Here is a 24,400-nt window from a genome sequence, read left to right as displayed (position 1 = left end):
AAAATATGATAGAGGAAACAGTTGCTATATTGTACATCGACGATGACCAGGATGATCTGATGATCTTTGGTGATTCCATGGGGAAGCTATATCCTGGCATAACTGTTATCACGGCCGAAAGCGGTGAAGAGGGTATGGCCATGCTTAAAAACATGGAGCAGGACGGACAGCCTTTTCCTGCACTTGTTGTACTGGATATGAACATGCCGCGGATGGATGGCCGGCAGGTACTGCAGGAAATAAAACGCAAATGGGATGAAATCCCGGTAGTGATCTTCACCACCTCCAGCAACCAGGCTGATATTGAATTTTGTAAAAGGTTCAGTACCGAATGCATTACCAAACCCATGAACTATAAAAATTTGAATAACACCATCCAGTTGCTGGTAAGCCATAGTAAAGTGCCCATCAGCTAATTGCCGTCCCAGGCATAAAAGTCATTTATATTAGCTTCAAACTGTTTAAAACAATCATTGGCAGCTGTAATGGCTGCCGATTTTTTATCCGCATCATTCAACAGTGAATCAAACTGCGCCAGAAATTTTTGCCATTGCAGACCATTCTGCTGATCATAGCCTGAAAAGAACCCAAAGGCATTATCAGGTAATTTGGGACATTGTTCCCGGATGATCTTTTTGATGATCACTCCACCCAGCACCGAGCCTTCCAGCACATAAAAACATCCCAGGGCCGCAAACAGATCTTTTATAACGGGCAAACGCTTATAAGCGGGTGGCGTGGTAAGGCCTAAAGTATGCAGGTCGTGCAGCAACCGGTTCGATTTTCTGCGTTCGTCATAGTCTGCCAGCACGGGTTTCACCCAGGGCTCCAACAATTGTTCTACCGGCGCATTAAAAGCATACAAACAACTCAATAGTCTGCCGTATTCACGCTCCGTTTGAATACACTTGATATGATGAATCAACGCTTTTTCTGTTTTTGCATGCGCCAATGCGGTGGCGCTTTTTATAGCCACAGAGGCCTTGCTGCTAGTCTCCAAATTCAACTTCCTTTTTGCACGTGTAAATAAAAAATCATTCCAGCGGCAATTTTAAGGCAATGATTTAACATTAATTAATTTGTCCAAATCTCCCCTTTATATTGTCCATTCAGTACCCTGTACAAGCCATATCTGGACAATACCTTTGTTATACACGATTAAAAATAATGCAATGACAACGCAACAAGCCATCATGACCACACAGGAAGTAGCCGCCCGTTTTAATGAACTGGCCCAGCAGGAAAAATGGTTCCAGATCCAGGAGGAGCTATTTGCCGGCAATGTAAAAAGCATAGATCCCGTCAATTCTCCTTATATGGGCTATGCCGAAGGAAAAGAAGCGGTTCGCCAAAAGGGCGAGGAATTTGTGAGCCGCATTACCGACCTGCACCGGGCTTATACCAGCGAGCCGATAGTTACCGGTAACCATTTTGCGGTGACAAGGGAATTGGAAATAACAGTGCAACCTCATGGCAGAATTCAAATGAACGAGATCATGCTGTATGAAGTAAAGGACGGCCAGATAATTTCAGAGCAGTTTTTTTATTAAATAGTTGCCATGCATAAATAGGTTAGTCAATAGCCATTTTTCCCTTCTGAATACATACTGCTGCATTGTAATTTCGGCATCAACCAATTGCCAGATTACCATGTATACAAACGATTCGCTTTCGCGCCGCCAGTGGTTGGAACAGCTGAAGTTACCGGCCCTGGCCGTTGCCGGCGCTGCTTTACCTGCCATAGCTACACACGCTGCCCCCTCCCATAATACCAGCGACAGCTTACCTGGCGCCCGCATTTTCAATGTGCGCGATTTTGGTGCCAAAGGCGATGGAAAAACTTTGAATACAAAAGCCATCCAGGCTGCCATAGATGCCTGCAATAAAGAGAACGGCGGTACAGTGCTGATACCGGCAGGCGATTTTATTTGTGGAACGGTAGAATTGAAGTCGAATGTAACCCTGCACCTGTCGGCCCAGGGGCGCTTGTTGGGCAGTACCCGCCGGGAAGATTATGTGGCCGGCAAAGGCGTTCCACCGGGAAACGGAAATGTCGTTTTCATTTTTGCAGTAAATGCAGTGAACATTACTATTGAAGGAAGGGGTACCATTGACGGGAATGGCCAAACATTTTATAATGGCAAAGGTGATAATACCGGTCCGGGCCAGCATGGAGTGGGCGGTAATTTCGATCGCCCGCATTTGATCGTTTTTTATGAATGTACCAATTTCCTGGTAAGGGATGTTTTTCTCACCCGCAGCGCCTATCATTGTTTTCGCATCCTGCATTGTAAACAGGTACAGCTACAGGGCATCAGGATCTATAACCGCGTAAATAAGAACAACGATGGCTTTCATTTCAACGACAGTCAATACGTACACATTACCAATTGCGATATCCAATGCCAGGACGATGCCTGCGCCCTTTTTGGCAGCAACCAGTTTGTTACCGTTACCAACTGTAGTTTTAGTACGCGCTGGTCAATCTTCCGGTTTGGGAGTGGCGAAGCGCAAAACATTGTAGTAAGTAATTGTTTGATTTATGAAACCTATGGTTGTCCGGTAAAGATCAGCTCGGGGAAAGCCCGGGTGGAGAATCTTAGTTTCTCGAATATCATTATGCGCAATGTGACCGGTCCCATCGGCATTGCTTTTACAGGCAAGAGCAATGCTGGTGATGCGCCAGACACCTCCTCCTTTGTTCGCAATATTTCATTCAATGGCATCAGGGCAACCGTAGTGGAAAAACCGGTTGACCATCCGGATATTGCTTTTGGCACAAAAATGTTCGATGGGGAGATCAATTCCTGTATAACCCTGAATGGGGTTGGGAATGCCTTTCTTGAAAATATCAGTTTTACCGATGTTCATATTACGTATGCCGGTGGCGGTACAAAAGAACAGGCGTTAAAACGGGACGTACCCCAGGTGGCAGCTGAATATTTTGGCGTATGGGCAACAGCGCCTTTTGGTCCACCCGCATATGGGATATATGCCCGCAATGTCAGGAATCTTACGTTGAATAATGTGCGCTTTGACTGTGAAAAGCCCGATGCGCGTCCGGCCGTTATTTTCGATAATGTACAGGATGCTTCAATAATGGGTTTAAGCGCGCAGGGAAGTGTTGACTCGGAGGTGATCAGGATCATCAACTCAAAGGATGTGTTGATCGCTGCTTCCCGGGTATTAACCAATGCCGGCGTGTTTTTACAGGTAGAAGGGGCCGCCAGCGAGGGTATTGTTGTAAATGGCGGGGATACCCGAAAAGCATTAAAGCCGCTGGTGCTTGATAAAGGCGCCGGAAAAGATGCGGTAGCGATGGGATAAATTAAAAAGCCCCGATGGAACCGTCGGGGCTCTTTATTATGATACGCATGAAAATTTGTTTAAACGTCTGCTTCTTTTTTAGGCGTGGGTTTCAGTACCGCCATGCCTTTTTTACCATGTACAAGCATTTTCAATGTTCTTCTTTTTAACGAGATCGTGATGGTACCCTGGCCTTCTTCGGCCATTTGCCGGTAACCCGACAAAATATCTTTGTATGACAATACTCCCAGCACGCTGTTGTTGGTGCGGTCAACCACAGGCAATACATCTACATTTTCAGAAGCCATTAGCTGCACGGCTGTTTTAAGTGTATTACGGGGAGAGATCACTGTGGCTTTTCTTTTTATGAGCGTTTCAATAGGTTCGGTGATCTCGTGGTGCATGCTGAACAGGTTGGAGGCGCTTACGAGACCTTTGAAAATGCCTTCATTGTTCACCACGATATAATAATTGCGCTGCTGGTCTTTTTGTTCTTCCAGCCAGCTTCTTACTTCTTTAATGCTGGTATCCCCATTAATCACCGTAGCATCGGATAATACCTGTTCTACCGTGATCTTATCCAGCACATCGGGCTGATAAATATCCGGGGTCTTAACGCCGCGACGTGCGATCTTTTCGGTCATGATCGTATGCTCCATTAAGAAATACGATACAATATAGGCGGCAATACAACTCGCCAGCAAAGGCAGTAAAGCATTTTCCTGACCAGTGGTTTCTATGGCGAAAATGATGGAGGTAAGCAAGGCCCGGGAGGCGCCGGCAAACATGGCCGACATGCCTATTAATGCGGCCATGGAAACGTTTACGCCTGCCTGCGGAAAGATGGCCATGGCGGCAATACCCAGTGCGGCACCGGTAGCCCCTCCAATAGTTAATAAAGGCGCGAGAGTGCCACCTGATGTTCCACTGCCCAATGCAATGGCCCAGGAAATAAATTTCATCACTGCCAGCGATACGATCAGCTGTAAGGTCATTTGACCTGATAACACATGGGTGATATTTTCGTACCCAACACCCAATGTATATGGCGCAAAATACCCTACAATACCTACGGCCAAACCGCCAATAGCCGGCCACCAGGCCCAATGGATGGGCAGCTTTTCAAATGCATCTTCGATAAGGTAAACTATTTTGGTAACGCCCGCAGCTAACAGACCAATAACAATACCTATTATACTATAGGTGATCAGCGCCATATTGCCGGGCGCCTGTAATACCGGTGAGGGAAAAACAGGTCCGGCTTCAAACAACAAATGATGGCCGGCTGCACCGGTAATACAAGCTAATGCTACCGGTATAATTGAACGGGGTGAAAATTCAAATAACAATAATTCAATGGCCAGAAAGATAGCCGCTACCGGGCTGCCGAAGATGGCCGACATACCAGCTGTTGCACCTGCGGTAAGCAGGATCTTTCTTTCATAAGCGCTTATGCGAAAGAGCTGGCCGATGGTAGAACCCAGGGCGCCGCCGGTTGCAATGATCGGTCCTTCGGCGCCAAACGGGCCACCGGTACCAATGGAAATGGCCGATGACAATGGTTTCAGGTAAGTGATGCTGGGTCTTATCTTACTGTCGTTGGTAAGGATCTGCTCCATGGCTTCGGGAATACCGTGACCGCGGATAGCTTTGGAGCCATAAAGGGCCATCAGGCCTACGATAAGGCCACCAATAGCTGGAATAATTATTACAAAAGCGCCATAATGATGGCCGCCGGGATTACCGGGCGCCAGCGACCAGGTATGATTAAAGGCAAGATTGGTGAAAAGGTTAATAAGGTATACCAGTCCCTTTGCAATAAAACTGATGCAAATGGCTACTGCTACTGCGAACCCCGACATGATGGCCAGTCTTTTTTTATTACCTGCCTGCACCTGGTTCATGTCGTTCTGGCTCATTGTTTCGTCGAGCGATACAGAGATGGGGATACGATTGTGTGAATGTTTAGCTGTGTGATCCATTTATTCGGTATTAGGTTCGTTTACCAGTTTTTGCAAGGCAATCGTATTATTTATTTTTATCCGCTTACCGGTGGAAGTAATGATGTCTTCGGCTACGAGATTGGTAAATAATTTAAAAACAGTCTCGTAGGTGGTGCCTGCATAGGAGGCAATGTCCTGCCGGCTGATGGGTATGCTGATGTATTTTTCTTCGTCGGTTCCAAACAGATTAGCTATTTCAAGCAATGCCTGGGCAATTCTGCTTTTTACTTCCATTAAAGCAAGGTCGCGCATGCGTTTCTCCGCAGTTTGCAGTTCAACAGCATATTCCTGCAATAAGCGATAGGTAAATACAGGATTGGTTTGTAAGGTTGCTTGTAGAAAACTGTAGGGGATATAACAAACTTTTACGTCTTCAAGGCAGGTAGCTGAAACCGGAAATACCTGGGTAGCACCAAAACCGCGATGTCCCAACACATCACCTGCTTTGGCAAAGCGAACAATCAGCTCCCGTTGTTCACCCCATTGTTTGTGCACTTTTACCGAGCCTGCAGTTATAAAATAAATACCCTCAACCGGGTTGCCTTCTTTAAAGATCAGCGTGCCTTTTTTCAGGTGTAACGTCTTCTTTTTGATTGCGATAAGCTCTTTCCAATCTGATAAACAATGTGTACATAAAAAGCAACTGGTCAGGTCGCATGAATTGTAAGGCATGGCGCAAAATTAGTGTTTTTTTGTATAGGAGATAATATTAAAATATTGCGCCGGACAGGTTATTTGTTAAAATATGCTAACTTTGTTGTATAAAATATTGCCACTGCAATGTTTTAGTCTCCCTCCGGAACGACCTGTTTTTGAAGCCCGATACTTCATTTTTTATTAATAAACATAAGGTTATGAATTCTTCGTATCTGACTACGTTCTCTAAAGCCCTGTTAACCGGCGTGTTTGCAGGCATTTCCGCCACCTTCATCTGCATCATTTACAATGTTATTTTCAGGGATGAAACCAGTTACCAGCTGTTCACTTTTATTAATGTTTCGTCGCTCATTTTCGGGGTAAATATTGCGTTTATGTTAATCGGGGTTATTTATTACTGGTTCATTAAATACGGGAAGCGAACCGGTGAATGGCTCTATATAGGCGTGCTTGCGCTTATTACCATATTGGGGATCCTTAAAACTTCCGGTATTCAACGTACAGATGATCTCGCTGCTAATATCCAGTTCCATCATCTGTTTATTGCCATGATACTTATCTGGGGAATTAGTGCTTCTATAGGCATCCCGGTGATGTTTCACAGCAAGAAGTTTGAAGAGCATGTGTTATAAGTAAGACATTTTTTTCAGGAACTCGTTTTTATACACTCTCCCAACAGGTATTGATATGTCTGTTATCAGTACCTGTTCTGTTTGTACACTGGTTATTTTTTCGAGTGCGATGATATATGATTTATGCACGCGTGCAAATTTGTTCTCGGGCAGTTTATCTTCCATATAACTTAGTCTTTCCGAGGCCACAAATACTTTCTGCGGGGTATGCACTTTTATAAAATCTTTCAGCCCTTCAATATATAGAATGTCTTTCAGAAAGATCTTTGTTTGTCCTTTTCCGATTTTCAGAAAAATATAGGCTGTATCAAAGCTGTCGGGAATGGCGGGTTTTTCTACCGGCGCGTTATTATAAAAATGGAACCGCGAAATGGATTTCATAAACCGTTCCCGGGTAATTGGTTTCAACAAATAATCCATAACATCCAGTTCAAACGCTTCTACCGCATATTCGCGGTAAGCAGTGGTAAGGATGATCGTGGGGCAAACCTTTAATGAGCGGATCAGTTCCAGTCCTGAGACCCTGGGCATTTGAATATCCAGGAAAACCAGGTCAACAGCATTCTTTTGTAAAAAGTTAAAACCATCCAATGCATTGTCAAATGAGGCCTGCAGCTCAAAATCGGGCAGGTTGCTGAGATGCGTCGCTATCAATTCCCTGGCCGGTTGTTCATCGTCTATAGCAATACATTTTATCATTTATGGGTCATTAGTTTTATGATTACCAGGTACGAGTGCGCACCTTCCACCACCTTCCATTCATGCGAACCGGGATAGATCAATTGTAATCGTTGCCGTACATTTTTTATTCCAATGCCACCGTTTATTTGACCTGCTGGTTCCGTCTTTTCTTCCACGCTGTTTTCGATCTTTATAGAAAACTGGTCTTCCTGTCTTACCACCTCTATCCTTATCCAGCCGGAACCGATCGAGTTGGCGATGCCATGTTTGAAACTGTTTTCAACCAGCGGCAGTAACAACAACGGGGCTATATAAAGTTCGTTTATTTCGCCATATATGTTTATGGAAGCATCCAGCTTACTTCCATACCTGTTCTTCTGTAATTCGATGTAGTGCCTTAAATAGGCGATCTCCGAAGTGAGTAGAACAAAGGGTTGTTTGGCTTCATACAGGTTGTAATTCAAAAAGCTTGATAAATGTGCCACCAGGTTTGCCGTTTCCGGGCTTGTTTTTAAAGCGGCTGAATAGATGTTGTTCAGGGCATTGAAAATGAAATGCGGTTGTACCTGCGATTTTAACAACTCCAGTTCAGCCTCTGTTTTTTGTTGCAGCAGGGTTTGGGCTTTCTGCTTTTCTTCGTACCACGACTGTACAAAATAAAACAGGGCATACACGCCTGTGATCAGGTACAGGTTCACCAGCTCTACGATTAATTTGCCGAAGGAGAGCAAAGGTACTTTTTGCGCTGCGGGGTAAACCTGCGGATAAATTATATAGTAGTTTATGTTTCGCCTTATCAGCAACAGCACCAACGTAACCGTTATCTGGCAAAACCAGAATTTTAACCGCTCGCCTTTATTATAAAATTTCTTTATAAAAACATGCACCGTGAGATATGAGATAATAAACGATAAAGGCAGGGCCATGCAGGCATTTACAAAATACAGTCTGTATGCACCCGACAGGGCAGCCAACCCAAACCACTCGTATAAAAAATACAGCAGCCAGAAGATCAGATTGAAAATAATTCCCTTGTTTTGTTTTCGCATGTCTCGTTCCACTACCTTTTATGAAACAAACTTAGGTTTTAAGCCTTGCTCCCGGTGGTACATTTTCGACCAACTCCGGAATTTATAGACCAACTACCGATGGCGATTTATTAGGGCGTTTACCGGGAAGGTGATACGGGTATTGAACATTAAAAATAAATTTGAGTACAAGCTATAAACAGCCATTCATGAAAAGAGTGTATAACATAGATGTACTCAGGGGAATAGTGATGATCATTATGGCCCTGGACCATGTAAGGGACATGTTGCATGTCACTGCAATTACCCAGCAGCCCACTGATTTAAACACAACCACGCCTGTTTTATTTTTTACGCGCTGGATCACCCATTTGTGTGCGCCCACCTTTGTTTTTCTTTCGGGCGTATCGGCCTGGCTTTCTATGAAGCGGACAAACGATGTGCGTGCTTCGCGGCTGTTTTTATTGAAGAGAGGATTGTGGCTGATTCTGCTGGAGTTTACCCTGGTTGGGTTTGGGCTATGGTTCGATGTTCATTTTACCTTATTTATCTTCAATGTAATTGGCGCCATTGGCGTGGGGTTTATGGTGCTGGCTTTGTTGATCGCTCGCTCGCCCAAAACAATTGCCATCCTGGGCCTGTGCATTTTGTTCCTGCATAACCTGGCGCCACTGGTGCCCGGCGATGACCATTCCCTTTTTAAACAACTGCTGATGCCATTGTTTTCGCCTGCAGCTTATCCATTGGGCCATGGCAGACTATTTATTATCGGTTATCCGCCCATCCCCTGGCTGGGAATAATGCTGTTAGGCTTTGCGGGTGGCCGTTTGTTTGAGTTGGAAACAATAACAGCTCCAAGCTGCAAGCCGCAAGCTTCAAGTAATACACCTCTGCGCGGCAGCCGAAAGCAGCGGTCGTTATTTTTAAGGATAGGTATTGCGGCCATTGGATTGTTTATCCTGCTGCGGGTTATAAATGTATATGGAGACCCTGTACGTTGGGCGCAGCAAAAGAATGGCTTGTTTACGGTGCTCTCCTTTATAAATGTAACCAAGTATCCACCGTCATTGCAGTTTAGCCTGTTGTTTTTAGGTATTATGTTCCTGATAGCGGCTGCCATTGCGAACGTAAAAAATAAGTGGACGGAATTGGTTTGTGTGTATGGCAAAGTGCCGCTGTTTTATTTTGTGCTGCACTGGTATCTTCTACATCCGCTTGTTTTTGCAATGGTATTGCTGCAGGGTTTTAAAAGTTCCGAGATGGTTTTTGGATTCAATTTCGGGCGGCCGAAATCAGGCAGCGGATTGCCGCTTTGGGCTATTTATGTAGTATGGATCGCCATTGTAACGGCCATGTACCCACTTTGCAAATGGTATGGGCGTTACAAGGAAAGAAATAAAGGAAAAATGTGGGTACGGCTATTATAGTTTTTTTAGCCATTCCTGCTCTTTGACTGTCAAGGCCGACATGTCAGGATGATAGTTTACATCTTTTAAATACCAAGGCTGCCGTTCAAAATACCCCTGTAATTCGGGTGCTTTAAAAATGTATCCTCTCCGTGCATAGGGCAGGTTCTTTAAGATCCTTTTCGACAAGTCATCGGCAGGTGAATGAATGCCATCCGGGTACTCGACGGAGAATGGCAAAGGATCTCCCCGTTTGGCGCTGAAATGGTTATCATCTATTTCCTGTTGAGTTAAACCCATGCCCCATTGGTAGCCGGGCGCAACAAAAAATAATTCCCCCGTGGGTTTGAAGTTTACCTGTTGAAATACCAGGCCCCCTTTACGGATGTAAAACTCCGTTTTGTCTTTATCTTCTTTGTCTCGTTTATCCTTCTTTATAAAAATGCTTTTAGTGCCTTCGGGTAATTGCCAGTTGGTAAGGGTTGAAAAAAAAGTATTATTAATACGCAGGTCCTGGTACTCGCCCATATTTATTTGTAACGTAAAGTCATCAATTTGTTTGTTGGCCCATCTGCCTGCTGCCGAAAGTATATAGGTATAAGAATAGTCTTCATAAACGGCGGTAGATAGTTCGGCCGTATAGGTATGTTTTATAATATTGAGCCCCTGTTTGAATTTTGCCTTGAAGTGATAAACATAAAAGAAATCTACGTAGTCGGCATTGTCCGCTTCTTTTAAGGCCTGAGCAACCGTTTTCGATTTATAGATGCCGTTTTTATAATACATACTGTCGCTTACAATAGACACTTTGTAAGGGACCGTTGAGTCGTTCATGTTAACGGTAAACTGGGAAATGAAGGGTTGATGTCCGTTTACGGGCCTGGCGTTAACATCGCCGCTGGGAGAAGTAGCTTCAAAACCCACTTCCACCATTTTATCTGCTTTAGGGTTAAAGAACTCGTAATATACGGTGATGGCTACCTTTCGCCCGCCAATCCTGTTGATGGTCAGAATTTCTTTTTTAACGGAAATATCAGTTTCATACATGGGGATTAATTGATTTCCTGCTGAGCGAAAGGCGCCGTCGTTTGAATAACCGGTAAAAAAAACAAAGGCCAGTGACAGGGAAAGCAAGATCTTACCAGGGTTGCTTACGGACATACTGCTGTTTTTTATGGGTGGCCGAATGTAATAAAAAAAAGGATCACTCTATTTTAATTAACTTCGATTCTTATGGTTGAAGTGTTCAAACAATACCTGGCTGAGAAAATGCCGCTGACCGAAGCAGACTGGGCAGTTATTGAACCGGTATGTATTATAAAAAAACTGAAGAAACATCAATTCCTGTTGCAGGAAGGCGATGTGTGGCGGTATCATGCTTTTGTTTGTAAAGGAGTTTTGCGCAGGTACAGCATCGATGCAAAGGGTGTTGAACATATTATTCAATTTTCTATTGAGAACTGGTGGGCGGGCGACCGGGACAGCCTGATGAATAAAACGCCTTCAAAGTATAATATCGATGCCGTGGAGGATTCCATCATATTGGTGATCAGGAATGAAGATTTCGACAGGTTATATCAACAGTTACCTGCCTTTAACAATATGGTGAACCAGATCCTGTTCAGAAGTTTTAACGCTTCGCAGGAAAGAATAAATGCCACCATCAGCATGACGGCTGAAGAAAAATACCTGTACTTTATAAATACTTTTCCCGCGCTGGCGAATAGAATTCCGCGCCATATGGTAGCTTCTTACCTGGGTATTACGCCTGAAACGCTAAGCAGGGTAAAAAGCAATCTCTCCAAAAACAAATGACCCACCGGCTTTCCTTGATTTTTGTCAAGGATCTTTGTAGCATTTGTCAATGGTAACCGCCTGGTGGCGGGCGTAGTTTTGTGTAGTAAATGATTAAACACTTACAAACACAAACAATGTCAAAGACAATATTAGTTACAGGAACAAGTACCGGTTTTGGTAAGCTGATTACCAAAACCCTGGCGGGCGAAGGTCATACCGTTATTGCAACCATGCGGGGTGTTGATGGAAAAAATGCCGCCGTTGCAAAAGAACTCGCAGCTATCCCCAATGTTGAAGTAGTTGAGCTGGACGTAACAAGCGATGCGTCGGTAAATAATGCAATTAACAAAGTACTGGCCAGGCATGGACAAATTGATGTGCTGGTGAACAATGCGGCCGTTACAGGATTCGGCCTGCTGGAAGCCTATTCATTGGACCAGGTGAGGAATATGTTTGAAGTTAATTTTTATGGTGTATTGCGCACTTACCAGGCGGTGCTGCCTTCCATGCGAAAACATAAAAGCGGTCTGATCATCAACATCACTTCCGGCGCCAGTGGCCATACGCTGCCGTTTATGGTGCCTTACCTGGCATCGAAGTTTGGAGTGGAAAGTATAACCGAAGGCATGCAGGATGAGTTAAGTGATTACGGCATCGAGAACGTAAGCATTCAACCAGGTGTTTACCCTACTGAAATGAATAATGGCAGCAAGGCAGGCGTTCATGCCGATAAACCAGCCATTACTGCGGAATATGGGGACGCTGCAGCCAATAAAATGAATGCATTGGGCGCCGGCTTATTTGGGAAGATGGCCGAATTTAATATGGACCCGCAAACCATTGCTGATGGAATTCTGGCACTGGTGAATATGAAAAAAGGCACCCGGCCTTTGCGCTATCCGCTCGATGCTATTGCCCAGGGTACTGACGTGGAGTTTATAGAAGCCAGGGCGGACATTAAAAAGAAATGGGTAGCAAAGTATAGCTAAGGATTATCGTTTCCTGTATTGTTTAATAAACTCGCAGGTGGGTACCCGTACTGTTTTTTAAAGGCAAATGAAAAATGCGACAGGTCTTCAAAACCGGCTTCCAGGTATACATCTGCAGGCCGGTTTTTCTTTTCGGTTATCAGGTAATGCGCCAGCTCCAGTCTTTTTTGTAACAGCCATTTTTGCGGCGGAATGCTGTAGGTTTTTTTGAAGTCGCGGTGAAAGGTAGAGAGGCTGCGGCCGGTGAGGTAACCAAACTTCTCCAAAGGCATATTGAACATAAAGTTCTTTCCATAAAATCGGCGAGGTCTAATTTACCAGGGTCGCTGAAGTTGGTGGGCATGCCATCTATTGAGGGTTCAATCACCCTAAGGATGCTGATTGCTTCACTGATCTTGAGGTTAGCAATATTTTCAGGGAATGCTTCCCGCATTTTCCATAGGCGTTGGGCGTTCTCCCCATCAACGGAATAAGGTTTCACCCCCCGCAGCGTAGCGGGCTCATCATATTTGTGTTCGATATTGCCCAGGTCCGGTTCGGCAATGTCGCAATCTTCGCAATAGACACCCCCGATATTGTTTAACTGCGGACTGGTGGCGCACCAAACTGTGGTAGCGGCGCCCTGTGGTGTGGTTTTTAATTTGAGCGCCACTTCTGGTTTCAGGTTGCCATCCTGGTCGTGCGTACCCATTTGTTGAAACAGGGCCATAGGCGCTTCCCGGCCAAGATCGGTACCATGTACAGCACCCGGGTGCAATGAATAAGCCCGTACGCCAAATTCTTTTCCCCGGAAATCTAACTCTACAGAAAACAAATAATTAGCTGTTTTGGATTGACCATAACCTTGCAGGGTTTCATATTCGCGGTGCAGAAAATCAGGATCATCAAAATTAAAAGGAGCGATCTGGTGCCCGAATGAAGATACATTCACTACCCGCGCTTCATTGGCGTGTTTAAGTGCCGGCCAAAGGAGCGCAGTCAGTTGAAAATGGCCCAGGTGATTGGTAGCGAGTTGTGATTCGTGCCCCCGGCTGTCGCGGCGAAGTGGTACCCACATAATACCCGCATTGTTTATTAACAAATGCAATGGATTTCCCGATGTAATAAATTCAGATACGAATCGTTCAATACTGGCTGGGTCCATCAGGTCCATTTGTTTTACCGTAACATTGGAAATGCCAGCCAGGTTTTTTGTTGCTTTTTCGGGATCGCGGGCTGGCTCCCATATTAACGCATTAGCTTTTGATAATGCTTTTACCGTTTCCAGCCCGATTCCTGCATAGCCGCCGGTGACAATGGCCGGTTTTCCGTACAGATCAATTCCGCTGATCACTTCCATTGCGGTTGAGCTGGCTGAAAATCCCGAATGCAGCGGCTTTTGCAAAGCACCCTTATAGTTGTTGTTTTTTGTTGCTGTTAACATATTTAATTGTTTACAACAAAAGTAGAACGGGTTCTACCAGGTGACTTTGTTGTGCATGTCAAAGATGTTTTGTTCAGCGTGTCATCCGTTTCTTATTGATAATCATATGAAAAAGCTGTTTTACGTGTTATTGTGTTGTGCATTGGGATATAACAGTCAGGCGCAAACTCCTGTACAGATCACTCAACTGGCAACACTGGGAAAAGTATGGGGATTTTTAAAATGTTTTCATCCGGCTGCGGCCAAAGGCAATCCCGACTGGGACAATGAATTATTACGAATGATCCCGCTGGTGGAAGATGCAGGTAGTAAGCCCCAGGTTGATTCCCTGTTGGAAGCCTGGTACCGTTCTTTACCGGCAGCAAAGCTGGCTGCAACGCCGGTGAACTGGCATGCAGATTCTATTGTAACTACCTTTTCAGAAAAAGACATTCGGAAGTTCCCGGTTTCAAAATGGCTTCAGCATGAATTGGTGCGGTTATATGAATACCACCTGCCCGATACCAACTGCTATGCCACCCGTTATTATGATGGATACCGGTTCGATCATATCATTCATGATGAAAAAGCGTATGACTATCCCCTATGTCCGGAACCTGCGGTACGCATGCTGGCCCTTTTCCGCTACTGGAATACCATCAATTATTTTTATCCGCACAAAGCGCGTATTCCCGGATGGGACACTGTATTGACAGCTTATATCCCGCGGTTTTTGCAAGCTAAATATCTTACTCAATATCAACAGGCTGTACTGCAGTTGATTCATGAACTGCCCGATTCACATTCATTTATAAAAGGGCCCGGCTTCAATAATAATATGCCGCCTTTTCGTATTGCACATATTAAAGACAAATACCTGATCGCAGAGAGTGACGACAGTATTGTAAAAAAATGGGGTTTCAGGGTTGGCGACGAAATAGTATCCGTTAACGGAAAACCGGTTTCGCAAATAGAAAAGGAATTGTGGAAAATCACCACAGGTACTAATAAGCCCTCCCGCTACCGCAATATAGCCATGAGCCTGTTGCAGAACGACAACTCCATTGTACAGGTGGGCTTTGAAAGAAATGGCGCCATCGTAAATGATACTGTTAGGCTGAACGACTATTTAATAAACAGCCTGATCCCCAGGTCGCCCGACAAGCCTTATTGGGAGGAGTTGGAAAAAGGGATCTGGTACGTACGTTTTTGTACAATCAAAGAAGCAGACACGTTGCGGCACTTATTCAGCGATATTAAGGATGCAAAGGCGGTGATCTGGGAAATGCGCGATTACCCGAATTATAAGGTGTCTACAGAAGTATATAAGTTTTTCTTCCCTGCAAAAACAACCTTCTCGGAAAGAGAAAATGCCTGGGACTATTACCCCGGCGCCTTTGTAAAGGGGCCCCAGGATTTTATCCCGGAAAGTAATGAAACCCAAATCTACAATGGGCCACTGATAGTGCTGGTTGATGAACTAACGCAAAGTTTAAGTGAATCGGTGGTAATGGCACTAAAGCAACGTTTAAACACCACTACCATAGGGCGACAAACAGCAGGCACTACCGGCAATATTACCTGGCTTTCTTTACCCGGTGCCATAGAAGTAAGCTATACAGGCGTAGGGGTTGAAGGCGCGCAGGGCAGCTTTCATCAGGGCGATGGCATCAAACTCGACCTGGAGGTGGAAACCAATCCGGAAGACCTGTCACAAGGCAAAGACCCCATCCTGGAAAAAGCGCTTTTGTTTGCCCGGAGATCACGGTGAGAAACAGACCGGGCGCTTAACAATTCCGTTCAACCATTTGTTGTTACCTTTGATTTGTATAATTGCCGAAATTGGTGGTATTTCAATTGTAATACAATGGATAAGAAAATTCCAACCGAAAGCCTGCTGGATTATTATGCCAGAACCGGGCATGCCATTACAAAAGATCATTTACCCATTACGAGTGAATCGGGGCATTTCAATGTGCGGATGGCGACCGCCTGTTGCCGCAAAACCCCTTTTAACCGGCGGGATTATTTAAAGATCTGTATCTGTGATGGTTCGGGCCGGGGCAGCGGCACCCTCATTTATGATGACCGGGAAATACATTTGAACCAGCCCTGTATTATTTTTACCCATCCATCGGTGCCTGCTTCGATCGAAATCTCGAAAATGAGCCGCTACAGCTGCATTTTCAATAAACAGTTTATCGATGGGCAAATGTCGCCCGATGTGCAGTATGCCAGTCCGTTGTTCAATGCCACCCTGTACCCCATCGTTACGCTTACAGAAGAAGAATTAGGGCGGTTGAATGGTTACTTTGCAGAAATGAAACGGTTGCAGGAATCGGATTACCCGTTTAAATGGGAGATGATCCGCAATATGTTGCAGTTAACGATCCATGAAGGAATACGGTTACAACAGCAGCAGGCCGTACAGGCTGGTGTGGTGCGCGACCGCCTGGTGAACTCCTTTTTTTCGCTGTTGAATCAGCAATTTCCCGTTGATTCACCGGAGAATTCGTTAAAATTATTAACACCTGCCCATTTTGCCGACCAGTTGCACGTGCATGTGAACCATTTGAATAGTGTTATTAAAAAGAATACGGGAAAATCTACCCGGGTAATTATTCACGAACGCATTGTTGCCGAGGCCAAGGCCCTGTTGCGCAATACCAGCTGGAATGCAGCTGAAATTGGCTATGCGCTTGGGTTTGAGTATCCTTCCCACTTTAACAAGTACTTCAAACAGTTTACTGAAATGACGCCCATGGAGTTCAGGCAGAACAATATGGCGGTTTCCATGGCCCTTTGATTTGTATAATCATCCCTTTGAATGGTATAATTGGGTTTGCACTCGGGTTGACTACTTTTACATCGTCAATTAAATGATTTCAACCATGAGGAGCATTACACCATCAAGAACCCGTGCAAACACGTACATGGCACTAGGCCTTATTCCGCTTTCCGGCTTTGCTATGGATGTTTATATTCCATCATTGCCCGATATGGCCACGCAGTTACACACCACACCTGCAGCCATTCAATTAACCCTTTCTTTATTTATCATCAGTTATGGGATTTCCCAGCTGATAGTAGGCGGCCTGCTCGACAGCTACGGACGCTACTGGCCAACCATGATCTCTATGCTGGCATTCAGCGCTGCCAGCTTCGCTATAGCCTTTGCCCAGGATATTAATGTGATCTACGCCATGCGTATCGTGCAGGGCTTTACGGTAGCCGTAATAGTCGTGGCCAAACGATCGTTTTTTGTGGATGTATATAAAGGAGAGGAACTAAAGAAATACACCAGTTTGTTTTCTGTTATCTGGGCTATCGGGCCAATAGTAGCGCCCTTCCTTGGTGGCTTTTTTCAAACAACCTGGGGCTGGTCCTCCAACTTTATTTTCTTGGGGCTGTTTAGTTTAGCATTCTTTTTAATTGAGGTGCTGATAGGCGGCGAATCACAAAAACAGGCATCGCCATTCAGTGTTCGTACCATTCTCGGTACTTATGGCAAAATGGTAAAAACGCCTGACTTTACAGCCGGTATGATCATTCTGGGCCTTGCCTATGCGATGATCCTGTTGTATGGAATGGCCAGTCCGTTCCTGATTGAATCACGTTTACATCTTAATCCGCATGTAACCGGTTATTGTGCCCTGTTTTCAGGTGTGTCAGTAATGGTGGGTGGTACGGTGTCGAGAATGCTGATCGCAAAACCATTTGTGAAAAAGCTGATTGTTGCCTCTATTATTCAACTGGCGACGGTAGCGGTGCTGATCACCCTGACCACTTTCTATCAAAATTTACCTACGCTGCTGCTGTACGTATTCCTGGTGCATAGTACAGGCGGATTTATTTTCAACAACCTGATGTCGTACTGTTTGATCCGCTTTCCGCAATATGCAGGTAAAGCAGCTGGTTTGGTAGGCGGCGGATTTTCTGTAGTGACTTCTATCTTAAGTTCATTACTGGTAAATTTCTTAAGTATAACCAACCAAACAGTACTGGGTATTGGTTATGGCGTATTGGTAGTTGGAGTTTTGTTCACCATCATAAGAACGAAATGGATAGTAAACGAAAGACCGGCAATAAGTGAAAACGCAGAACGCAGTCCGGCAACTGCTGCAGCGTAAGATGAATCTGGGATTTAAGAATATATATAATGTTTGTTTAGGACAACAAGCTCTGGAGGTACCGCCAGGGCTTTGTTGTTTTTATACGATCGCTGGTTTTTCACTCAAACGAGCTAGTTAGTGAATGGGGCGGTCTTTAAAATATTGTTAAAGGAATGCTGGAAATCATTGATAACCCGGATTTGAAATATTTAATTTTTTTTATCTTTTTGTGGTACGAAATTCGCATCACGTCCCGATTATCAACCCCAGTAGTATGAAGAAGAATGTAATTTTCCTGTTCCTTGTTTTTATGTCCGGCATTGTTGTGAAAGCCGGTCCTGCCGCCCCTGCGCCAGAAAAACCAGTTCCTGTGGTATCAGCAATGCCAGCAGATTATGCGGAGATGGCCAATGATGTACTTAAATATGTTAACGGTTACCGCCGCAAAAAAGGATTATCACCCCTCGTAATGAATAGTGTGATGAGTGCGGAAGCATTAAAGCACAGTCAGAATATGGCGTCGCACCGTACTTCCTTTGGACATAATGGTTTCGACGGCCGTTCAAGCCGGATTTCTTCTGCTCTCGGCGGTATTTCAGAAGTAGGCGAGAATGTTTCCATGGGCAGCACATCTGCCAAAGAAGTTGTAGATAACTGGTTAAGAAGCGCGGTGCATAGAGAGAATATTGAAGGGCATTATAGAATAACAGGTATTGGCATTGCGGCCGATAAAAGAGGCAATTTATATTTCACGCAGATCTTTGCCATGAACTAGTTGTTTATTATTAAATTATTATCACCAACGCACGGCGATGTGTATTGCCCGCATCGCCGGCAAAAATTCTCAAATTTGCCAAATAATCATACATTCGAATTCGACCAACTAATTGTATCCGGTGTTACATCCCTTAAAAGATACTGGTATTTTAGCGGCAATTGCGCAACATGATGAACGCGCATTTAATAGCTTGTTTGTTGAGTATCATCAACAAATGGGTCATTTTGTTTTTTCAGTTACCCGCTCAAAAGAACTTACCGAAGAGATCATTCAGGATGTTTTTGTAAAGCTGTGGGAGAACAGACTGCAGCTACCCTCCATTAAAAATTTCCCGGCCTACCTGTTTATTATTACCCGCAACCATACGCTCAACGCTATCAGAAAACAGGTTCAGATAAAAGAAAAAGAAGCGGCCATCGCTGAGCATTATGAGCTGTCAACTGAAAAAGAACCTGTTGCAGAAGATAACCTGTATGCCATACTTGACAGCGCGGTAGACCAGTTACCGCTGCAACAAAAAAAAGTATACCTGTTGCGGCAGCAGGGGCTTAAAAATGCTGATGTAGCGTATAGGCTGGATCTTTCAGTCAATTCAGTAAAAAAATACCAGCAATGGGCTACGCAAACGATTGTGAAGCTGATTAAGGCCGGTCCGTTCACGGGGATCGTATTTCTTTTTTCAACTTTCTTTTAAAATTTTCATTTTCCATATCTCCCTTTTTCACCTTTCAGTGTCTTTAATAATATATGGCTATCTCAAGGCTCGATACGCTAATTGAACGCTTCCGTAATAAAACGATCAGTGAAGAGGAACATGCAGAATTATTAAGTCTGCTGTCCCAGCCGGCGCATGCGCGTACAGCCCGTCAGTTTTTCAAAGAAGTTATAGATAGTCAAAGCGACCCGGCTCCTTTATTCAGCGCTGCAGAAAGCCAGGAATTATATGCATCGGTGCAGGCTGCCATACAAACAAAAGAAGAAAAGCCGGTGGCGCCTTTATTCCCGGTTTGGAAATGGGCCGGTGTTGCTGCCGCAGCCTGTGTGTTGATTGTGGCCAGTTACTGGTTATTGCAACCACGTGAACCTAAACCAATAACACCTGTAGCACAAACAACGCCCGTTAAACCCGACCTGCAGCCTGGCAATAAAAATAAAGCGATCCTGATACTGGCAGATAAGAAAGAGGTCATACTCGATTCAACCAACGCAGGCATATTGAGCTTGCAGGGAAATGCACAGGTGCGAAAAGATGATAGCGGCCAGATCATTTATGAAACCGGCGAGCTGAAAGGTAAACCTCCCGGCCCGGTGTATAACGAATTGTACATTCCCAATGGTGGGGCGTATTCACTGGTGCTGTCTGATGGCAGTAAGGTATGGCTTAACTCCGCCTCGCACATAAAGTTCCCGGTAAACTTTACCGGAAATACAAGAGAAGTGGAGATAAACGGGGAAGCTTATTTTGAAGTAGCAAAAGATAGGTCAAGACCATTTAAAGTGCATTTTAATTCATCTACGGTAGAAGTACTGGGCACCCATTTCAATATTAACTCCTATGATGATGAAAGCATTCATAGAGTTACTCTTTTGGAGGGAAGCGTGCGGGTAGGCTATGAAGAAATGGCAAAGGGAGAAGAACAACCAATAATATTGAAACCTGGACAACAGGCTATCCTATCCCAGTCATCCCAAAAATCCCAATCCATCCCGGTTCAGACAGTGGACGTAGAACAGGCCATAGCCTGGAAGAACGGGTATTTTATGTTTGTTGATGAGGATATAAAAAGCATTATGCGCAAACTGGCCCGCTGGTACAATTTCACGCCTGAGTACAGGGGTAATGTAGATGATGAACAATTCGGGGGCATGATCTCCCGGTTCAGAAATATTTCAGATGTATTAAACATGTTCGAGTCAACCGGTACCATTCATTTCAAAATAATCCCGGGAGACCAATCAGGCAGAGGCAGAAAGATCATTATCACGAAGTAATATTTTATTAAACCATCCTGTTGAACAGGCGCCGGTGGTGGCAACGCTGCACTACCCGGAGGGCTATTATTTTTCTAAAAAATATAACTAACTGAACGTATGAAATCTGGTATGTTTTTCAAACAGGTAATTTTGGTAGTGACCGTGTTTTCATGTAATTCCGGTTTGTTTGCACAGCGCGTAACCATCAATGAGCGCAATAAACCGTTAACCGATATTTTCAGGGAGATCAGGAAACAGAGTGGCTTTGATTTTATTTATAACGTAAAGTCGGTAAAAAAGCTGCCTAATGTTTCTGTTAATGTGGTGAATACCGAAGTGTCGGACGTATTGAGCAAATGCTTATCGGGCAGCAACCTGAGTTTTGAGGTCAATAACAAAAGCATCATAATAAAAGAAACCATCAGTAATCCAGCTGCGCAGCTAAAAGCAGTACCGCCTGTTTCTATTCATGGAAGGGTTACCGACAGCAAAGGTTTGCCACTGGCGGGCGCTACGGTAAGAACCAAGCAATCGGACCGGTCGGCAGTTACCAATGAAAAGGGAGAGTTTGACCTGGCGAATGTGGATGATAAGGACGTGGTGATTATTTCTTTCACCGGTTATATTACAAAAGAGTTTCCTGCATCCAGCCCCGCTTTCGGTTCAGTAGTACTTACCGAGTTTATGCAAAACATGGGGGAAGTTGTGGTAGTTGGTTATGGCACCACTAAGAAGATAAACTTAACGGGCGCCGTATCGCAGGTAAGTGGTGAAGCCATCAACCAGCGACCCACCGCCAGCATTGTTACCTCCTTACAGGGTTTGCTGCCGGGGCTGAACATACAGTCGAACAATAGTAACCCCAATGAAACACCCGAGATCAATGTACGGGGATTCAACTCCATCAATGGCGGCGAACCGTTGGTACTGGTAGATGGTATTGTGGGTAGTATCGATCGTATAAACCCCATGGATGTTGAAAGCGTTACGGTGTTGAAAGATGCGGCATCTGCAGCGATCTATGGGGCAAGGGGCGCTTTTGGCGTAATTCTGATCACTACTAAAAAAGGGAAAGAAGGAAAGATCCAGATCAATTATACCAACAACTTTGGACAAACAAGACCCACCAACCGGACTGATTTTATATCTAATCCTTACGATTATGGTAAAACAGTAGACGCCGCTTTATCCGGTTATAATGGCACCACCTATACCGGGTATACAGATGCGGACTATGATAAATTGCAGCAGGTTATTTCAGGTGAGCGCGAACCTTTCAGGGAACTGCAGCCCAATGGCAGCTATAAATTCTTTTACAATACCAACTGGTACAACTACCTGTTCCGGCCCTGGCAGGCATCGGGTAGCCATAGCCTTTCAATCTCGGGTGGTTCCGATAAGATCCAGGGTTATCTTTCTGCCCGCGTATACAAAACCCAGAGTATCCAAAATATCAATGATGCCGATCTGAAAAAATACAACCTGAAGGGTACCATAAAACTAAAGGCCAACAACTTGCTGGAGATAAGTAATAATACCCAGTTCAGCAGTGACGATAACCTGGAGTTTGCCGGTGCCAAGTCGGGCTATGGCGGGTTGTGGAGCAATACCACCTGGTATTTTCTCTTCCCATTTTATCCAACGGAAATTGATGGCGTTCCATTCGACTTCTTCGCCAGCGGGGCACAAGGAGCGCTGCATGATAGATCGAACTACGTGCAAACACGCCGTGATCAACTGATAAACACTTTAAGCGGAAAGCTCACGCCGTTAAAAGACCTTCAGATCAACATCGACTATAGTAACACGATCAACCAATATGCCCAAACCACCCGTTTAAATCAGTTCAACTATTTAAGCGGCGAAAAAATATTGCCTGCAACAGGCGGGGTGAACCGGCTTATTGAGGAACGGGACCGCAGCTATTATAATGCCCTGAATATCTATGGTACGTATTCAAAAAGCATAAGGGAACAACATAACCTGAAATTGCTTTTAGGATATAACCAGGAAGAAATGAATACCGACAATGTAACCGCGGGGCAGAACAATTTGTTGGATAATAACCTTGCCAGCCTTAACCTGGGTACTGAATTGTTTTCGGCTACTGGCAGTGGATATACCTGGGGTGTTCAGGGTTATTTTGGTCGTCTGAATTATGACTTCAAAAATAAATACCTGTTAGAGGTAAATGCCCGGTATGATGGTTCGTCGCGATTCCCGGAAAACAGCCGCTGGGGCTTTTTCCCATCGGTATCAGCAGGTTGGTATGTGAGCAAGGAGAAATTTTATGAGCCGTTCAAAAATATAATGAGTTCATTCAAGCTCAGGACCTCTTATGGAAAATTAGGAAATCAGAGTATCGGCGTAAATACATTCAGGCAGTTGTTGCTGACCAAACAAACCAACTGGTTGATCAATGGCATCAGGGCAAACTACGCTACGACGCCCTCACCTTTACCTAAAGTGGTAAGCTGGGAAAATTCACGCACCATCGATTTCGGGGCTGATCTTGGGTTCTTTAATGACCGGTTAATGGCTTCCTTCGATTGGTATGAAAAGAATGTAGAAGGGATGTACCTGCCGGGCCAGCCGCTGCCTTCTGTATTTGGCGCCGAGGAACCCAAAGAAAATATTGCCAGTTTGCGTAACCGCGGATTTGAATTGAGCCTTACGTACAATAATACCTTTAATCTATTTGGTAGTCCATTACATTTCAGAGCAACCGCCAGTACCTACAATTTTGTGGGGGTTATCACCAAATATCCCAACCCGAATGGTTTAATGAGCACCTACTGGGAAGGACAGAAACTGGGAACTATTTATGGGTATAAAGTGGCAGGACAGTTCCAGAGCGATAAAGAAGCACAGGACTATCAGAGCAGTTACAACAATCCCAGCACCAACCTGGGGCAGGTGTACAACTATGAGTTAAATGTTGTGCAGAATACAGAATGGAAAAAACTGCGCGCCGGTGATCTGAAATATGTTAACCTCAACGGCGACTCTGCTATCAATAAGGGCAAGAATACCCTGGCCGATCATGGCGACATAACCGACATCGGCAATGCCATGCCTACCTGTCCATTTGGATTTAACATCAGCGCCGACTGGAAGAGTTTTGATCTGTCAATAGCCGGGGCAGGTGTTGCCAAACAGGATTGGTATCCTTCAGGAGATATTTACTGGGGTACATATGAACGGCCTTATTTATCATTCATCCGCAAAGACCTGGTAAGCAATGCCTGGACGCCGGAACATCCTAACAATCGCTATCCACAAATAAACAGGGGTTATGCGGCGCTTAACACCAGCGGCCTGCGGTCACTGGGAGAAACCAATAGCTACTACCTCACCAACGTTGGTTATCTACGGGTGAAGAACCTTACGATAGGATATACCCTGCCGGAAAAACTGACCAAACGTGCGCAAATTCAACGACTGCGGGTATACTTCAGTGGGGAAAATATTTTCACCTGGCGGTTTGGCCATCTTACCCGGTACCTCGATCCGGAAATGGCGGGCGCCGGTGTTAGTTATTCAGATCCCCAAAATGCCAATACCCGCGGACGAGCGGAAGATTACCCTATTGGTAAAATATTTTCTGCAGGCATCAACCTTACACTCTAAAACAT

22 protein-coding genes are annotated in these 24,400 nt (G+C 44.8%); 14 read left to right on the top strand and 8 right to left on the bottom strand.

Translation table 11 applies throughout. From position 1 onward, the window contains the following. Positions 1–5 precede the first annotated feature (5 nt). Positions 6–416: a response regulator gene (locus NIAKO_RS29360; RefSeq protein WP_014222104.1), complete on the top strand. Its 411-nt coding sequence runs from the start codon at positions 6–8 to the stop codon at positions 414–416. Here the strand turns inward: NIAKO_RS29360 and NIAKO_RS37300 are convergent. Next, positions 413–1,000 (bottom strand): biliverdin-producing heme oxygenase, encoded by a 588-nt coding sequence (locus NIAKO_RS37300; RefSeq protein WP_165761300.1) that lies wholly within the window; start codon positions 998–1,000, stop codon positions 413–415. The genes NIAKO_RS29360 and NIAKO_RS37300 overlap by 4 nt on opposite strands. 172 nt (positions 1,001–1,172) lie before the next feature. Here NIAKO_RS37300 and NIAKO_RS29350 point away from each other — a divergent pair, with 172 nt between their 5' ends. Continuing rightward, on the top strand, positions 1,173–1,550 hold the full coding sequence (locus NIAKO_RS29350) for a nuclear transport factor 2 family protein (RefSeq protein ID WP_014222102.1): 378 nt from the start codon (positions 1,173–1,175) through the stop codon (positions 1,548–1,550). A 100-nt stretch (positions 1,551–1,650) separates the two neighbouring features. Continuing rightward, entirely contained in the window at positions 1,651–3,327 is a 1,677-nt protein-coding gene (locus NIAKO_RS29345) for a glycoside hydrolase family 28 protein (RefSeq protein ID WP_014222101.1), read from the top strand. A gap of 59 nt (positions 3,328–3,386) precedes the next feature. Here the strand turns inward: NIAKO_RS29345 and NIAKO_RS29340 are convergent, their stop codons facing one another. After that, positions 3,387–5,288: a chloride channel protein gene (locus NIAKO_RS29340; RefSeq protein WP_014222100.1), complete on the bottom strand. Its 1,902-nt coding sequence runs from the start codon at positions 5,286–5,288 to the stop codon at positions 3,387–3,389. After that, complete coding sequence (locus NIAKO_RS29335; protein ID WP_014222099.1) at positions 5,289–5,981, bottom strand: Crp/Fnr family transcriptional regulator; 693 nt, start codon at positions 5,979–5,981, stop codon at positions 5,289–5,291. It abuts the gene before it with no gap. Positions 5,982–6,163: 182 nt separating this feature from the next. Here NIAKO_RS29335 and NIAKO_RS29330 point away from each other — a divergent pair, with 182 nt between their 5' ends. After that, positions 6,164–6,598, top strand: a complete 435-nt coding sequence (locus NIAKO_RS29330; RefSeq protein WP_014222098.1) for a hypothetical protein — start codon at positions 6,164–6,166, stop codon at positions 6,596–6,598. On the opposite strand, the gene NIAKO_RS29325 is transcribed toward NIAKO_RS29330, so the two are convergent. Together NIAKO_RS29325 and NIAKO_RS29320 are read right to left on the bottom strand one after the other, a co-directional pair. Further along, the gene (locus NIAKO_RS29325; RefSeq protein ID WP_014222097.1) at positions 6,593–7,297 is read right to left on the bottom strand and encodes a LytR/AlgR family response regulator transcription factor; all 705 of its coding nucleotides are present in this window, start codon (positions 7,295–7,297) and stop codon (positions 6,593–6,595) included. The two genes, NIAKO_RS29330 and NIAKO_RS29325, sit on opposite strands and share 6 nt — an antisense overlap. After that, positions 7,294–8,328 (bottom strand): sensor histidine kinase, encoded by a 1,035-nt coding sequence (locus NIAKO_RS29320; RefSeq protein ID WP_014222096.1) that lies wholly within the window; start codon positions 8,326–8,328, stop codon positions 7,294–7,296. Before NIAKO_RS29320 ends, NIAKO_RS29325 begins: the two co-directional genes overlap by 4 nt. A gap of 188 nt (positions 8,329–8,516) precedes the next feature. On the opposite strand from NIAKO_RS29320, the gene NIAKO_RS29315 reads away from it, so the two are divergent. After that, complete coding sequence (locus NIAKO_RS29315; protein WP_014222095.1) at positions 8,517–9,734, top strand: acetyltransferase domain-containing protein; 1,218 nt, start codon at positions 8,517–8,519, stop codon at positions 9,732–9,734. On the opposite strand, the gene NIAKO_RS29310 is transcribed toward NIAKO_RS29315, so the two are convergent. Continuing rightward, positions 9,729–10,874, bottom strand: coding sequence for a YARHG domain-containing protein (locus tag NIAKO_RS29310; protein ID WP_014222094.1), 1,146 nt, complete (start codon positions 10,872–10,874; stop codon positions 9,729–9,731). The two genes, NIAKO_RS29315 and NIAKO_RS29310, sit on opposite strands and share 6 nt — an antisense overlap. 72 nt (positions 10,875–10,946) lie before the next feature. Here NIAKO_RS29310 and NIAKO_RS29305 point away from each other — a divergent pair, with 72 nt between their 5' ends. After that, positions 10,947–11,528, top strand: a complete 582-nt coding sequence (locus tag NIAKO_RS29305; protein WP_014222093.1) for a Crp/Fnr family transcriptional regulator — start codon at positions 10,947–10,949, stop codon at positions 11,526–11,528. Positions 11,529–11,644: 116 nt separating this feature from the next. After that, complete coding sequence (locus NIAKO_RS29300; protein WP_014222092.1) at positions 11,645–12,499, top strand: SDR family oxidoreductase; 855 nt, start codon at positions 11,645–11,647, stop codon at positions 12,497–12,499. On the opposite strand, the gene NIAKO_RS37975 is transcribed toward NIAKO_RS29300, so the two are convergent. Together NIAKO_RS37975 and NIAKO_RS39435 are read right to left on the bottom strand one after the other, a co-directional pair. Next, positions 12,496–12,693, bottom strand: coding sequence for a helix-turn-helix domain-containing protein (locus NIAKO_RS37975; RefSeq protein WP_242675503.1), 198 nt, complete (start codon positions 12,691–12,693; stop codon positions 12,496–12,498). The genes NIAKO_RS29300 and NIAKO_RS37975 overlap by 4 nt on opposite strands. Next, positions 12,639–13,922 carry an SDR family NAD(P)-dependent oxidoreductase gene (locus NIAKO_RS39435; RefSeq protein ID WP_014222091.1) on the bottom strand — a complete coding sequence of 428 codons (1,284 nt, stop codon included), beginning with the start codon at positions 13,920–13,922 and terminating at the stop codon, positions 12,639–12,641. Before NIAKO_RS39435 ends, NIAKO_RS37975 begins: the two co-directional genes overlap by 55 nt. 106 nt (positions 13,923–14,028) lie before the next feature. On the opposite strand from NIAKO_RS39435, the gene NIAKO_RS29290 reads away from it, so the two are divergent. The 7 genes from NIAKO_RS29290 (at position 14,029) to NIAKO_RS29260 (ending at position 24,395) form a co-directional block, all read left to right on the top strand. Continuing rightward, complete coding sequence (locus NIAKO_RS29290; protein ID WP_014222090.1) at positions 14,029–15,672, top strand: S41 family peptidase; 1,644 nt, start codon at positions 14,029–14,031, stop codon at positions 15,670–15,672. 96 nt (positions 15,673–15,768) lie between these two features. After that, on the top strand, positions 15,769–16,707 hold the full coding sequence (locus NIAKO_RS29285; protein WP_014222089.1) for a helix-turn-helix domain-containing protein: 939 nt from the start codon (positions 15,769–15,771) through the stop codon (positions 16,705–16,707). 127 nt (positions 16,708–16,834) lie between these two features. After that, complete coding sequence (locus tag NIAKO_RS29280; protein ID WP_165761299.1) at positions 16,835–18,031, top strand: MFS transporter; 1,197 nt, start codon at positions 16,835–16,837, stop codon at positions 18,029–18,031. 256 nt (positions 18,032–18,287) lie between these two features. Then, positions 18,288–18,788 carry a CAP domain-containing protein gene (locus tag NIAKO_RS29275; protein ID WP_014222087.1) on the top strand — a complete coding sequence of 167 codons (501 nt, stop codon included), beginning with the start codon at positions 18,288–18,290 and terminating at the stop codon, positions 18,786–18,788. Between the two features lie 121 nt (positions 18,789–18,909). After that, the gene (locus NIAKO_RS29270) at positions 18,910–19,485 is read left to right on the top strand and encodes a sigma-70 family RNA polymerase sigma factor (protein WP_014222086.1); all 576 of its coding nucleotides are present in this window, start codon (positions 18,910–18,912) and stop codon (positions 19,483–19,485) included. A gap of 53 nt (positions 19,486–19,538) precedes the next feature. Further along, entirely contained in the window at positions 19,539–20,783 is a 1,245-nt protein-coding gene (locus NIAKO_RS29265; protein ID WP_014222085.1) for a FecR family protein, read from the top strand. A 99-nt stretch (positions 20,784–20,882) separates the two neighbouring features. Beyond that, the gene (locus tag NIAKO_RS29260; protein WP_014222084.1) at positions 20,883–24,395 is read left to right on the top strand and encodes a TonB-dependent receptor; all 3,513 of its coding nucleotides are present in this window, start codon (positions 20,883–20,885) and stop codon (positions 24,393–24,395) included. The last annotated feature ends 5 nt before the right edge of the window (positions 24,396–24,400 follow it).

The organism is Niastella koreensis GR20-10 (assembly GCF_000246855.1).
Classification (GTDB): domain Bacteria; phylum Bacteroidota; class Bacteroidia; order Chitinophagales; family Chitinophagaceae; genus Niastella; species Niastella koreensis.
The sequence above is the reverse complement of the archived record's forward strand: the minus strand, read 5'-3'. Positions and strand labels throughout refer to the sequence as shown.

Bases quoted from the DNA above. Each gene is read 5' to 3' on its own strand.
- NIAKO_RS29360 (WP_014222104.1), top strand. From the start codon at position 6: ATGATAGAGGAAACAGTTGCTATATTGTACATCGACGATGACCAGGAT.
- NIAKO_RS29350 (WP_014222102.1), top strand. From the start codon at position 1,173: ATGACAACGCAACAAGCCATCATGACCACACAGGAAGTAGCCGCCCGT.
- NIAKO_RS29345 (WP_014222101.1), top strand. From the start codon at position 1,651: ATGTATACAAACGATTCGCTTTCGCGCCGCCAGTGGTTGGAACAGCTG.
- NIAKO_RS29340 (WP_014222100.1), bottom strand. From the start codon at position 5,288: ATGGATCACACAGCTAAACATTCACACAATCGTATCCCCATCTCTGTA.
- NIAKO_RS29335 (WP_014222099.1), bottom strand. From the start codon at position 5,981: ATGCCTTACAATTCATGCGACCTGACCAGTTGCTTTTTATGTACACAT.
- NIAKO_RS29330 (WP_014222098.1), top strand. From the start codon at position 6,164: ATGAATTCTTCGTATCTGACTACGTTCTCTAAAGCCCTGTTAACCGGC.
- NIAKO_RS29325 (WP_014222097.1), bottom strand. From the start codon at position 7,297: ATGATAAAATGTATTGCTATAGACGATGAACAACCGGCCAGGGAATTG.
- NIAKO_RS29320 (WP_014222096.1), bottom strand. From the start codon at position 8,328: ATGCGAAAACAAAACAAGGGAATTATTTTCAATCTGATCTTCTGGCTG.
- NIAKO_RS29315 (WP_014222095.1), top strand. From the start codon at position 8,517: ATGAAAAGAGTGTATAACATAGATGTACTCAGGGGAATAGTGATGATC.
- NIAKO_RS29310 (WP_014222094.1), bottom strand. From the start codon at position 10,874: ATGTCCGTAAGCAACCCTGGTAAGATCTTGCTTTCCCTGTCACTGGCC.
- NIAKO_RS29305 (WP_014222093.1), top strand. From the start codon at position 10,947: ATGGTTGAAGTGTTCAAACAATACCTGGCTGAGAAAATGCCGCTGACC.
- NIAKO_RS29300 (WP_014222092.1), top strand. From the start codon at position 11,645: ATGTCAAAGACAATATTAGTTACAGGAACAAGTACCGGTTTTGGTAAG.
- NIAKO_RS39435 (WP_014222091.1), bottom strand. From the start codon at position 13,922: ATGTTAACAGCAACAAAAAACAACAACTATAAGGGTGCTTTGCAAAAG.
- NIAKO_RS29290 (WP_014222090.1), top strand. From the start codon at position 14,029: ATGAAAAAGCTGTTTTACGTGTTATTGTGTTGTGCATTGGGATATAAC.
- NIAKO_RS29285 (WP_014222089.1), top strand. From the start codon at position 15,769: ATGGATAAGAAAATTCCAACCGAAAGCCTGCTGGATTATTATGCCAGA.
- NIAKO_RS29280 (WP_165761299.1), top strand. From the start codon at position 16,835: ATGGCACTAGGCCTTATTCCGCTTTCCGGCTTTGCTATGGATGTTTAT.
- NIAKO_RS29275 (WP_014222087.1), top strand. From the start codon at position 18,288: ATGAAGAAGAATGTAATTTTCCTGTTCCTTGTTTTTATGTCCGGCATT.
- NIAKO_RS29265 (WP_014222085.1), top strand. From the start codon at position 19,539: ATGGCTATCTCAAGGCTCGATACGCTAATTGAACGCTTCCGTAATAAA.
- NIAKO_RS29260 (WP_014222084.1), top strand. From the start codon at position 20,883: ATGAAATCTGGTATGTTTTTCAAACAGGTAATTTTGGTAGTGACCGTG.